This window comes from Streptomyces sp. NPDC002276, assembly GCF_053891435.1.
Genome location: NZ_JBSFCQ010000015.1, coordinates 66744 through 79070, shown reverse-complemented (window position 1 = coordinate 79070; position 12327 = coordinate 66744). Strand labels below are relative to the sequence as shown.

The window sequence follows — 12327 nt, the reverse complement described above, 5'->3', positions numbered from 1 at the left end:
CTCGGTACACGTCCATCCTCAGTACACGTCCCGTACGTAGCGCTTCGCCCGGCGCAGGTCCGCGAGGTACTCCGCCGCGTCGTCGTCCCCGCGTCCGCGCTGTTCCGCGACGACCGCCAGCAGCGCCGCCTCCACGTCCTTCGCCATCCGGGAGGCGTCGCCGCAGACGTAGACGTGGGCGCCGTCCTCCAGCCAGGCGTACAGCTCGCGCGACCGTTCCCGCATCCGGGTCTGCACGTACACCTTCTCGGCCTGGTCGCGGGAGAACGCCAGATCGAGTTCGGTGAGCACCCCGCGCTCGCGCAACTCGCCCAGCTCGTCCTCGTACACGAAGTCCGTCTCGCGGTGGCGGTCGCCGAAGAACAGCCAGTTGCGGCCGGTGGCGCCGCGCGCGGCCCGTTCGTGCAGGAAGCCGCGGAACGGGGCGATGCCCGTGCCGGGCCCGATCATGACCATCGGGACGTCGTCGCCCGCCGGGACACCGAACGTCGCGTTGGGCTGGAGGTAGATGCCAACTCCCCCGTCCCCGTTGCCCGTTCGGTCCGCCAGGTACGTCGACGCGACACCCCGGTGTCTGCCGTAGCGGACGGACGCGACGGTGAGATGGATGCGGCCGGGGTGGGCCAGCGGGCTCGACGAGATCGAGTACTGGCGGGCCTGCAACGGCCGCAGGAGTGAGAGGAGTTCGGTGAGATCCGGCGCCGACCGGCCCGCGTCGCGGAGGAGGTCGAGGACGTCCCGGCCCCAGAGCCAGGAGTCCAGGTCCGAGCGGTCGCCGTGGGCGACGACCGCCGCTAGTTCGCCGGACGGGGCCCGTTCGGCCAGGTCCGCGATCAACTCCTTCGAGGGGGTGCGGATTTCGCGTTCCGTACGGAGCAGGCGGGCCGACTCCTCGTCCGTGCTCGCGCCCAGGTGGTCCAGGAGCGCGCCGACCAACGCCTCGTCGTTCAGGGGGACCACGGCCAGTGCGTCACCGGCCTCGTAGGTGATGCCGCTGTCGCCGAGGTCGAACTCGTAGTGGCGGATCTCCTTCTCGCTCCGGGGGGAGGAGAGGAGCCGGTTCACCGCGAGCCGGGACGGGTAGGGGGTGCGCTTGTTCCAGGGGGAGCGCGTGCGGGGCGCAACAACAGTCCCTGTACTTCCGCCCGTTGTGCCCGTCTCGGCCGCCACGCGCTCCAGGACCGCCGCCGTCCACTCGGCCGCCGGTTCCTCGAAGTCCACGTCGCAGTCGACACGTTCGTGGAGGCGGGTCGCGCCGAGCTGTTCCAGTCGGGTGTCGATGAGCTTGGCGGCCTGGCAGAAGTCGTCGTAGCCCGTGTCGCCGAGGCCGAGGACCGCGTACCGGACGCCCTCAAGGCGCGGTGCCGTGTCGGACTGGAGGGCCTCCCAGAACAGGCCCGCGTTGTCGGGGAGTTCGCCCTCGCCGTAGGTGGAGGTCACCACCAACACGTGGGACATGGTGGCCAATTGGGCGGGTGTGATGGCGTCCAGCGCGCTTGCCGATCCCGCGAGGCCGCGTGCTCGGGCGCCCGCCGCCAACTCCTCGGCCAGCAACTCCGCGTTGCCGGTCTGGGTGCCGAACAGGACGTTGATCGTGGCGGTGGGTGCGGCACCGGACACGGCCTCCCGGCGTCCGGCGGCCGCGATGCCGGCGATGAACCCGGCCAGCCAGGACTCCTGTTGGGCGGAGAACGGTGCGTCGGCCGGGATGAGGGAACCGGTCGGGGGCAGGAGCGTCACGTGGTCACCGTCTCGGTCGGGGCCTGCGGGGCGCGGCGCGTGGCGATGTCGTCCAGGGCGGCCGTGGCGAGCAACTCGTCGAAGCGGGCGGCCCGGACGAGGCCGGCGTTCTTGGTGTGCTGGTGGACGATCCAGCCGTAGGTGCCGGGGGCGTCCACGCTGAGGTTGTTGCGCTGGCGCAGTGCCCGCTTGTAGTCGTCCAGGCGCTTGCTCGCGATGAGGGTGGCCAACTCCTCGTCGTGGAAGCGTTCCAGGGTGCCGCGCAGGTACTTCACCACCCGCTGCTTGACGAAGAAGTCCTCGGTGAGGACGAGGTTGCGGACCGCCTCGGCGACCCGGGGGTCGTCCGCTCCGGTCGCGCCCGGCACGCGTCGCAGGGCAAGGTCCTGCGCGACCGCGAGCACGGTGTACGAGGACAGCAGCGAGAACATGTCGTCGCTGCCCTGGTCGCCGAACTCCGGTGCCCTGCCGCCGAGTACGGTGCGGCGGTCGCGGTAGTCGACCTTGAACGCGCGGAGTTTGTCCGTGGCGACGGAGGTCGCGAGTTCGTCCAGCAGCTCCGCCCGGGTCGCGGCGGCGAGGATCTCCGCCGAGTCCTGGTAGAGGAGCAGTGCGCGGGGCATTCCGCAGTACACATGCCGCCGTGCCGCGTCCCAGTCGTGCAGCAGCCGGGCCGCCAACTCCGAGCCGGTGGCCTCCAGATGCCAGGTCAGCAGCAGGCGTACGGCCTCCTCGTGGAAGGCGCCGTGCGCGGTGTCGGTCACCGGGAAGACGAGGAGGGAGTCGGCGCTCACGCGGTCGGCCAGTTCGCCCAACGGGTCGTACTGGTAGAGGAATCCGCCGCTCATGCCGTTGCCGAGGCCCTTGCCGAAGCCGCCGAGGTTGAGGACCGTGCCGCCGGTCATGTACTCGCAGCCGAAGTCGCCGATGCCCTCGACGACCGCGGTCGCCCCGGAGTTGCGCACCGCGAACCGGTCGCCCGCCTCGCCCTGTACGAATGTCCGGCCGCCGGTCGCGCCGAACAGCGCGAAGTTTCCGACCAGGACGTTTCCGCCGCGTTCGGTACTGCCTCCGCCGGGGGCGCGGACCACGATCCGGCCGCCGCTCTGGCTCTTGCCGACACCGTCGTTCGCGGTGCCGGTGTGTTCGAGGGTGATGCCGTCGTTGCAGAAGACGCCGTACGACTGGCCCGCCGAGCCGGTGGTACGGACGCGGACCGCGTCGTCGGCCAGGCGACGGCGGCCTCGGTCGTCGGTCGTGAACGCCGGTGCCGTAGCGGGCAGTTGGTGGTTGAGGAGGCGCTCGATGTCGATCGACAGCTGGCCGCCCACCGACTTGTCGCTGTTGCGGAGGTGGATGCCGTCGATGAGGACGGCTGTCTCGCGGCGGTCCACGAGTGCGGTACGGACGTGGTCGAGGAGGGTGTCGTCGGTCGTGAAGTCCTTCTCCAGGTACTCCGGTTCGGCCACGACCTTCTCCGGCACGCGGGCGAGCAGTCGGCGGACGTCGAGGCGGCCGACGCTCGCCGGGTGGTCGAGGAGCTGGAGCAGGTCCGTGCGGCCCCGGGCCTCGCGCAGGGAGCGCAGGCCGAGGCGGGCGAGGATCTGCCGTACGTCGTGCGCGATGTTGAGCAGGTACTGCGCCAGAGCGCGCGGATCGCCCTCGAACGCCTCGGAGTTGGTGGTCAGTCCGGCCGGGCACTTCACATTGCAGTTCTTCGCCATCACGCAGCCGAGCATCATCAACGCCGTCGTACCGAACTCGAAGCTGTCGCCGCCCAGCAGCGCCGAGGTCACGACGTCGCCGCCGGTCTGGTGCGCGCCCGAGCAGCGCAGGATCACCTTCTGCCGCAACCCGTTGGCCACCAGGGCCTGGTGGACCTCGGCGACACCGATCTCGGCCGAACGGCCCGCGTATTTGAGGCTGGTGACCGCCGCCGCGCCCGTACCGCCGGTGTTTCCGGCCACGTTGATGACGTCCGCGCCCGCCTTCGCGACACCGACCGCGATGGTGCCGATGCCCTCGGAGGACACGAGCTTCACCACGACCCGCACCCGTGCGGCCTTGCAGTCGTGGATGAGCTGGGCCAAGTCCTCGATGGAGTACGTGTCGTGGTGTGGGGGCGGAGAGATCAGCTCGATGCCGGGGGTGCCGCCGCGCGCCGCCGCGATGTCCACGGTGACCTTCGGCGCGGGCAACTGGCCACCCTCGCCCGGCTTCGCGCCCTGCCCGATCTTGATCTCCAGTTCCTCCAGCATCGGGTCCGCGAGATAGCCCGCCCAGATGCCGAAGCGGCCCGACGCGAACTGCTTGATCCGGGAGCCCCGGATGGTGCCGTAGCGGGAGCGGTGTTCGCCGCCCTCGCCGCTGTTGGACATCGCGCCGACCATGTTGGTGCCGTGCGCGACGGCCTCGTGCGCGGTCGCCACCAGCGCGCCGTGGCTCATCGCGCCGGAGGCGAGGGCGCGGGTGATCTCGTGGGCCGGTTGTACGTCGGTGAGTTGGAGGCTTTCGGGGGCGGGACGGAGGAGGGCGAGGAGGCGGGCGGCGGTGCCTGTCGCGGTGACGGTGACGCCTTCGGGACGTACGGCGATCGTCTCCACCGCGCCCGGGTGCGCGAGGGCGAGCCCCTCGGCGAGGGCGGTGTGGCGGTCGGCGTCCCCGGCCAGGGCGAGCTGGAAGGTCTGGGCGTCCAGGGCCGATACGACGACTCCCCGCACCGTCACGCTCGCGTTGCCCGCGGTGGAGAACCGGCCGAGCTCGCGGGCGAAGTCCTCCGCCGTGCGCAGGCCGGTGACGTCGGCGGGCAGGGCGAGGACGTCGCGCAGTGCGGACGGGCGGCGGGAGCGTTCCTCGTGGGTGGTCCGGAGGAAGGCCCGGTAGCCGGGGGTGATCCGGAACACGTCGATCTCGGCGTCGCTGAGCGCGTCGTAGCCCGTGTTCCGGTAGGCGGTGTCGCTGATGCCGAAGGCGTCGTCGAGCTGGCCGAGGGTGAGGAGACGGAGGGCGTCCGGGTCGGCCTCGCGCCCGAACTCCGGGCGTTCCTCGGCCATGTCGCCGAATCCGCGCACCGCCGAGACGCCGAAGGAGTGTCCGGCGCCGTCCGACCGTTCCTTGAACAGGCCCAGCAGCGGCACCTGTTGCTCGGTCTCCACGGCACGGGCCCGCTCGTGCCACTCGGTCGCGGCCTGCGCGATCCGCGCGAAGCCGACCCCGCCGACCGGGGCCTCCATGTGCGGGAAGACGCGGGCGAAGACGTCGTCGCGGGTGTCGAGGTAGTTCGGTTCGAAGAACGCGCCGCCGATGTAGCTCTCGGCGGTACACAGGCCGACCCGGCCCATGGTCTTCGCGAGGGCCTTCTCCGCCGCCTTGCGGAAACGCGCCAACGCCCGGTCGGTTTCCGTGACTTCACCCGCCGGGGCCGGTGCGCTCGGGTGCTTCTCCTCGGCGCGCAGCCGGGCGCTGAGGCTGTAGACGGCGGAGGCGCCGAAGCCGAGCGCGGTCGCGACATGGTGCGAGGACGGCAACTGTCCGCTCTCCGCCACGATCGAGACGCGCAGGCGCAGACCCGTCTCGATGAGCCGCTGGTTCACGGCGGCCACGGCGAGAATCACCGGCAGGGGAGCGCGGGTCGAGGAAATCGCCCGGTCGGTGAGGACCGCGATGCCGCCGCCCCGGGACGCGAACACCTCCACGTCGTCGCAGAGTTGGTCCAGCGCGGCCCGCAACGAGTCGGCGTTCGCCGTCTCGTCCCCGGCCACCGGGTCGTAGAGCATCGCGAACCGTTCCAGCGGCACGATCCGCTGGTCGCGCAGCCGCACCATGTCGAGGTGTCCCAACACGGGCGAGGAGACGACCAGTTGACGTCCGCCCGCGCTGCCCGTGCCGTCCGGCTTGGGGCCGAGGGCGACCCGCATGCTCATGCCGTCGGCCTCGCGGATGCTGTCCAGCGGCGGGTTGGTGACCTGGGCGAAGCGCTGCGAGAAGTACTTCGCCATGCCGCCCTCGGTGTCGCTGAGCGCGTTGATGGCGTTGCCGTAGCCCATCGCGGAGATGCGTTCCGAGCCGTTGGTGAGCATCGGGTCGAGCAGGAAGCGGAAGCTCTCCTGGTTCAGCGAGTACGCCACATACCGTCCGGCGAGGGCGAGATCACCGTCGTAGCCGAGTGTCGTGGTGCCCCGGTAGTAGTCGGGGGCGGGCAGGTCGTCTAGGTTCACCCGGGCCGCGTCGAGGAGTTGGGAGTACGGGCGGCGGGTGGCCAGGGTGTCGAGGATCTCGCGGGTGCGCAGTCGGCGTCCGGTGCGGTGGTCGACTACCAGCATGCCGCCCGCCTCGATCCGGCCCCGGTGCACGACTTCGCTGTCCGGGAAGGCGACTTGACCGGCCTCCGAGGCCACCATCAGGTACTCGGCGGTCTCCACGGTACGCAGCGGACGCAGCCCGAGGCGGTCGAGGCGGGCGCCGATGACGTCGCCGTCGCTGAAGATCACGGCGGCGGGACCGTCGTTCTTCTCCTCGTAGAGGGAGAAGTATTCGAGCATGTCCCGTACGGCGGCGGGCAGTGTGCGGTCGTTCTCCCAGGCGGGCGGCATCAGCGACACGACCGCCTCGACCAGGTCGAGCCCGTCGTCGAACACCCGGCTCTGGAGGGTCTGGTCGAGTCGGCTGGAGTCGGACTGACCCGGGGGCCGCACGATGCTCCGGGTGCGGGCGCGCGCCAACGCCTCGTCGCTGAGCCGGTTCTTGCGGTCGGTGTTCAGCTCCCCGTTGTGCGCCATGAGCCGGAACGGCTGCGCCATGGTGGGGTGCGGCTCGGTGTTCGTGGAGAAACGGGTGTGGAAGTAGAGCGAGCGGACCGAGTGCCGGGGGTCGTTCAGGTCCTTGAAGTACCCGATGACCTCACCGGAGTTGAGGCGTCCCTTGAGTACCTGGGTGCGTGCGCTGAGCGACAGGGGATACAGGCCGGCGTAGGTGTCGTCGGCGTAGGCGACGGCCTCGATCGCGAGCAGGGCGCGGTGGGCGGCGGCGTCCACGGCGGGCCGCGCCCAGTCCTGCGGGGCGCGGAACACCCACTGCACGAGGGGGAGTTGGTGTGGTTCGGCGGCGGGGCGGGGCACGCTGTGGTCGACGGGTACGTCACGTACGAGCAGCGGCTCGAAGCCCTGCTCGGCGATGCTGCGGCCGACCAGGGCGACGGCCGCGGCACGACGCGAAGTGTCCTTCGGAACGAAGCAGTTGGCGACGCCGAAGTGGCCGGTGCGCAGCGGCTCCCCGGTCAGCGCGCCGAAGAACTCCACCGACAGGTCGACGCTGACGCCCGCGCCGTCGCCGACACCCTCGGCGGACTTGCCGCCGCGGTGCGGGATGGCGCGGAGCGCCTCGTCGCCCCTGCGGATCACGTCGTGACTCGGCGTCCCGTCGAGACGGGTCAGGAAACCGACACCGCAGTCACTGTGGTCGCGGGCAGGGTCGTACAGACCGAAGGTCGAGTGATTCACGTGCCCGTCCTGTGAGCGGATTGCGGCTGCGGACGGCCAGGCTGCGTCGGTGAAGCGCTCGCCGCGGGCGGACCGCGGTGCGGCCGGGACCCTTAGTGGTGCGAAAGGGAACGGTAAGGGTTACCTAACTTCCACCGCAAGTGTGTCCGCTGGTCGGACGGGCGCGTTGGGCGTGCGGGGTCAGCTGATGTGGTCCGTCCAGCCGACCTTGAGGTAGGTCGTGCGGACGTCCGGGTTGGGGCCGGGGGCGCCCTGCTCCAGGATGCGGCTCGTCTTCGGGTCGATAACGTAGTGGTTGTAGTAGTCGATGGCGATGGGCTTGGTGTTCGGCGGGGAATTGGGCTTGTGGACCTTGGAGGGCTGCTCGATGTAATGGATGTGGAGCATGATCTCGGTGCCCGGACGGCCGTGGCTGTCCTTGACCCCGGGCTTCATGGTCACGTCCGGGCTCTTCGCGACGATCTGGTAGAGCGCGGCGCGCAGGGCGGGGCTCGCGGGCGACTCCGCCAGCAGTGTCATGATCTGCTCGATCCGTTCCTCGGGATTCTTCGGGAAGTAGGCCTTCAACTTCTCCGGGTCGGTGGGCAGTTGGCCGAACTGGGTCCAGGGGATGCGCCGCTTGCCCACGTTCCAGCTGTCGATGGTGTGGCCGGACCAGACCAGCTTGCCGTTCGCCGCTCGGGTCCAGGTGAAACGGGACCCGTCGTTGTACACGGTGAAGAGCGCCGTGTGCCGGCCGTCCTTCGCCCAGATATTGACCATCCAGTACTTTCCATGGGTCACCGGTGTCTCCTTCGAGACCTCGGCCATGTCGTTGAGGAACCGCGACCCGGCCGAGGCCGTCGCCGCGGGCTTTCCGCCCATGTCCACCACCGGGTACACCGTCGCCCCCGCGGCGATGGCGGCCACCGCCGCGACCGCGACCAGGACGCGCCGCCCGCGACGGGAGAGGCGGCGCCGCCGCGTCACCGGCTCCGGCTCACCCGGGGGTGCGAGCGCCGCCGTGGGCCCGTCGCGGCGGGCCGCGCCGAGCGGTGTCGTGTTGTCGTGCGCCACGGCGGCGAGTGCCTGCTCGTTCTCGCGGTCCGCGATCAGCGCCAGCATCTCGCGTACGGCCATGATCTTGTCGTCCGTGGGCGGGGCCACCGTTCCGGCCGCGACGAGTTCGTCGGCGCCGGGGAAGTCGAGGAAGTCGTCGCGTTCGGTCAGATCGGTCACGTCGGTCATGTGCGTTCTCCGGTCAGGTCGAGGGGGGCGCCCGAGCGCATCCGGTTCCGGGCGCGGTGCAGACGGGTACGGGCCGTGGCGGCCGGTATGCCGACCACGGCGGCGGCCTCGCTGGGCGTCAACTGCTCCCAGGCGACCAGCAGTAACAACTCCCGCTCGGACTTGGGCAGTTGGGCGAGGAGGGTGCGTAGCCTCGGAGCCACCGCCGCCGCGTCGAGGCGGCTGTCCACGGCCTCCCAGGGATCGTCGTCCCCGGTAGCGCCCGGGAGGTCCGGGCGGGCCCTCGCGATCCGGCGCCAGTGGGTGGAGAGCACGTTCCTGGCCACACCGAACAGCCAGGCCCGTACCGACCCGCGCTCCGGGTCGAAGCCGTGGCGCGTCGCATACGCCTGGAGCCACAGCTCGGCGAGCAGATCGTCGGCGGCGGTCGGCGCGCGGCGCGCGAAGTAGCCGTGCAGGGCTCTCGAATGGCGTTGCACGAGCGGTTCGAAGGAGGCTGGGTCGCGAGCCGTACGGCTCAGCAGCTCCTCGTCGTCCGGGCCCGCTGTCATGGGACCTCCGTCTCCGGACCGCCGAACGGCGGTCTCTCACCCCCTACTTGGCGGAAGCCACCGACAGCGTTCGCGGGTCGGCCCCGGGCCGGTCACCGGTCATCGGTCCCGGCCCCGGTCACCCGTCACCTGCCACCCGGCCTCAGACGAGTCGTCGTAGATCCTCCAAGTACCGCAGCACGGCCGCGACTCGGCGGTCCACCTGGTCCGTGGGGGACAGGTCGAGCTTGGCGAAGATGCTGCGGATGTGTTTGTGCACGGCGCCGTCGGTGACGACGAGTTTCCCGGCGATGGCGGAGTTGCCCAACCCCTCGGCCATCAGGGCGAGTACGTCGCGTTCGCGGGGGCTGAGCCGTTCCAGGCGGGTGTCCTGGCGGGAGCGGGTGAAGAGCTGGGCGACGACCTCGGGGTCGATGGCGGTGCCCCCGGCGGCGACCCGGTGCAGCGCGTCGAGGAACTCCTCGACCCGGCCCACCCGTTCCTTGAGGAGATAGCCGAGCCCGTTCACGCCGCCGCCGAGCAGCTCGGTGGCGAAGCTCTGCTCGACGTAGGCCGACAGGACGAGCACCGCCAGGTCGGGGCGGCGGCGCCGGGCCTCGACCGCGGCGACGATGCCCTCGTCGGTGTGCGTCGGCGGCATCCGTACGTCGAGGATGGCGACGTCCGGCTTGTGTACGTCGATGGCGTCGAGCGCCTCGTCGGGGGTGCCCGCGGTGGCCACCACGTCCAGCCCCTCGGCGCGCAGCAGCAGGGCGAGCCCCTCGCGCAGCAACGGGTCGTCCTCGGCGATCACGATCCGCATGACACGTTCCCTCTCATGTACGTCAGGAGCCACTGGGCAGATCCACGGTCAGGACGGTCGGGCCGCCGGGTGGGCTGGTCAGGGCCAGGGTGCCGTCGTGGGCGGCGATACGGCGACGGATTCCGGTGAGCCCGGAGCCGCCCTCCTCTCCCCCAGAGCCGAAAGCCTGGGAGGTGCCCCCAGCACCGCCCCGGCCGTCGTCCTCGATGGTCAGCAGGAGTCGGCCGCCGCTCCCCCGTGCCGTGACCGTCGCGTGCCGTGCGCCGCTGTGCTTGGCGATGTTGGTGAGGGCCTCGGCGACGACGAAGTACGCGGTCGCCTCGACCGACGCGGCGCAGCGCGTGGGCACGTCGACGTCGATCCTGCACGGCACCGCGCAGTCCGCGGCGAGGCCGGAGAGCGCGCCCGCGAGGCCCCGGTCGGCCAGTACCGGGGGCAGGATGCCGCGTGCGACCGTGCGCAGTTCGGCCAGGGCCTGTTCGGCGGCGGACTGGGCGCGTTCGAGGAGTTCGTCGGCACCGGCCGGGTCGCGGGCCACCATGCGGCGGGACGCCCCGATCAACACGGCGACGGAGACAAGGCGGTTCTGCGCGCCGTCGTGCAACGAGCGCTCGATGCGCCGGAGTTCGGTGGCGTGCGCGTCGAGGGCGGCGGCGCGGGTGGCGGTCAACTCCGCGACGCGCAGGGAGAGATCGACGTCGGGACCGGCCGCCAGGAGCCGCCGCCCGGGGTCGGACTGGAGCCGGGCCATGCCGGGCGTCAGCCCCAGGACGATGGCGATCCAGCCGACGCCCAGCAGCGCCACGGCGAGGGCGTCCGGCCAGGTGTGCGCGTTGCCGACGCCCAGGGAGGTAGCTGTCGTGTTCGCGGGCATGAACGTCCAGTACAGCGGGAAAGCGGTGTCCCGCACGGCGAGGACCGGCAGCAGGGCGCCGAGCAGCCCGAGCAGCAGGCCCAGCGTGGAGTGCCGTACCAGCCAGCGCAGTTCGCGGCGGGTGGTGGCGTCGACGAGGGCGAGCCGCAGCCGGGTGGGCGGCGGCTCCGGGGCGACGACCTCGGGGCCCCGGCGGGCGAGCCGCGCGCGCTCCCGGCCCGCCAGGGAGTGCAGGGCGCGCAGCGGCGCGGGCGCCATGAGCAGCCCGACTCCTACGACACTCGTCGCGGCGGTGACGGCCAGCCACAGCACCAACAGCACAGCGAGTACAGCCGTGTTGAGCCCGGAGACGAGCTGCGCGAGGGCCTGGCCCGCGCTGCCCAGGGTCCGTAGCGCGAGGTGCCGGACGCTCTCGCGCGGGACGGCCGCCCCGACACCGACTGCCCCACCGCCGGCCTCGCTCGTGCTGCTGGCTGTCATGCGAACGACCCTATGCCGTACGGCGGTTCCGCGCGGGCGCGAAACCGCGGGAGTACAGCCTGCTGTACCCCGCATCCGGTGGGCTGCGGGATCGGCCGCGAGGGGTGCCGGTCCATAGCGTCGACGACGACAGCGGAAGCCGTACGAAACCCCAGGAGCAGCCCCGATGCAGCACACGACGACCCCTGATCCCGCTGATCCCGCCGACCGGATCGGGGCCGGGGACATCGCCCGCGCGCTGCTCTGGACCGCGGTGGTGGCCAGCGCGCTCGCCAACATGGCGGCCTCCTACGGCGGCGCCGACACCTGGGTGCACCTGCTGTGCGGCGCGGTCACCGTGCTGTGCGCGGGCGCCCTCGTCGTACGGAACCTGCGGGGCCGTCGATGAACACATCGAAGAGGACCTCGAAGAGCACCTCGATGAACACCACGGTCACCACCGCGGCCATCGCCCTGGAGGGCGTCAGCAAGGCCTATCCGGGAGGTGTACGGGCCCTGGACGACGTGTCGTTGACCGTGGAGCGCGGCACCTTCCTCGCCGTGATGGGACCCTCGGGCTCCGGCAAGAGCACGCTGATGCACTGTGCGGCCGGGCTCGACTCCCCGACGTCGGGCAGCGTGCGTATCGACGGCCATGAGATCGCCGGGCTGAACGAGACCAAGCGCACTCAACTCCGCCGCGAACGCGTCGGGTTCGTGTTCCAGGCCTACAACCTGATCCCCTCCCTCTCCATCGAGGACAACATCACGCTCCCGCTGCGACTGGCGGGCCGCCGCGCCGACCGCGACTGGCTGCGCACCCTGGTGGAGCGGGTCGGGCTGGCCGACCGGCTGTCCCACCGCCCGGCCGAGCTGTCCGGCGGACAGCAGCAACGGGCCGCTGTGGTACGGGCGTTGGTGGCGCGGCCCGCCGTCGTGTTCGCCGACGAACCGACCGGCGCCCTCGACCTGCGCAGCGCCCACGAGGTCCTCGACCTGCTGCGCGACCTCGTGAACGACCTGCGCCAGACGGTCGTGATGGTCACCCACGACCCGGCCGCCGCCGCCCGCGCCCACCACGTGCTGGTGATGGCGGACGGCCGGGTCGTCGAGGCCCTCAAGGCGCCGACCGCCCCCGAACTGGCCAGCCGTCTCGTCGAGTTGGGGAGGGCCTGA

The 12327-nt window shown here is 71.5% G+C and carries 8 protein-coding genes; 2 read left to right on the top strand and 6 right to left on the bottom strand.

The window, feature by feature from the left end; all coding sequences use genetic code 11:
- Positions 1-18: 18 nt before the first annotated feature.
- The 6 genes from ACWIHT_RS32620 to ACWIHT_RS32595 form a co-directional block, all read right to left on the bottom strand.
- Positions 19-1740 (bottom strand): diflavin oxidoreductase, encoded by a 1722-nt coding sequence (locus ACWIHT_RS32620; RefSeq protein ID WP_456171885.1) that lies wholly within the window; start codon positions 1738-1740, stop codon positions 19-21.
- The gene (locus tag ACWIHT_RS32615) at positions 1737-7238 is read right to left on the bottom strand and encodes a glutamate synthase-related protein (RefSeq protein WP_456171884.1); all 5502 of its coding nucleotides are present in this window, start codon (positions 7236-7238) and stop codon (positions 1737-1739) included. Before ACWIHT_RS32615 ends, ACWIHT_RS32620 begins: the two co-directional genes overlap by 4 nt.
- 180 nt (positions 7239-7418) lie before the next feature.
- Positions 7419-8465, bottom strand: a complete 1047-nt coding sequence (locus ACWIHT_RS32610) for a hypothetical protein (protein WP_456171883.1) — start codon at positions 8463-8465, stop codon at positions 7419-7421.
- A complete protein-coding gene (locus ACWIHT_RS32605; protein WP_456171882.1) occupies positions 8462-9016 on the bottom strand; it encodes an RNA polymerase sigma factor in 555 nt (184 codons plus the stop codon). Before ACWIHT_RS32605 ends, ACWIHT_RS32610 begins: the two co-directional genes overlap by 4 nt.
- Before the next feature lie 142 nt (positions 9017-9158).
- Entirely contained in the window at positions 9159-9818 is a 660-nt protein-coding gene (locus tag ACWIHT_RS32600) for a response regulator transcription factor (protein WP_456171881.1), read from the bottom strand.
- Between the two features lie 22 nt (positions 9819-9840).
- Positions 9841-11172, bottom strand: a complete 1332-nt coding sequence (locus ACWIHT_RS32595; RefSeq protein WP_456171880.1) for a sensor histidine kinase — start codon at positions 11170-11172, stop codon at positions 9841-9843.
- Positions 11173-11338: 166 nt separating this feature from the next.
- On the opposite strand from ACWIHT_RS32595, the gene ACWIHT_RS32590 reads away from it, so the two are divergent.
- Both ACWIHT_RS32590 and ACWIHT_RS32585 read left to right on the top strand, forming a co-directional pair.
- Positions 11339-11560 (top strand): hypothetical protein, encoded by a 222-nt coding sequence (locus ACWIHT_RS32590; RefSeq protein WP_456171879.1) that lies wholly within the window; start codon positions 11339-11341, stop codon positions 11558-11560.
- Between the two features lie 32 nt (positions 11561-11592).
- Positions 11593-12327 carry an ABC transporter ATP-binding protein gene (locus ACWIHT_RS32585; RefSeq protein ID WP_456172071.1) on the top strand — a complete coding sequence of 245 codons (735 nt, stop codon included), beginning with the start codon at positions 11593-11595 and terminating at the stop codon, positions 12325-12327.

Coding starts and splice junctions, on each gene's coding strand:
- ACWIHT_RS32610 (WP_456171883.1), bottom strand. CDS start 8,465: ATGACCGACGTGACCGATCTGACCGAACGCGACGACTTCCTCGACTTC.
- ACWIHT_RS32605 (WP_456171882.1), bottom strand. CDS start 9,016: ATGACAGCGGGCCCGGACGACGAGGAGCTGCTGAGCCGTACGGCTCGC.
- ACWIHT_RS32600 (WP_456171881.1), bottom strand. CDS start 9,818: ATGCGGATCGTGATCGCCGAGGACGACCCGTTGCTGCGCGAGGGGCTC.
- ACWIHT_RS32595 (WP_456171880.1), bottom strand. CDS start 11,172: ATGACAGCCAGCAGCACGAGCGAGGCCGGCGGTGGGGCAGTCGGTGTC.
- ACWIHT_RS32590 (WP_456171879.1), top strand. CDS start 11,339: ATGCAGCACACGACGACCCCTGATCCCGCTGATCCCGCCGACCGGATC.
- ACWIHT_RS32585 (WP_456172071.1), top strand. CDS start 11,593: ATGAACACCACGGTCACCACCGCGGCCATCGCCCTGGAGGGCGTCAGC.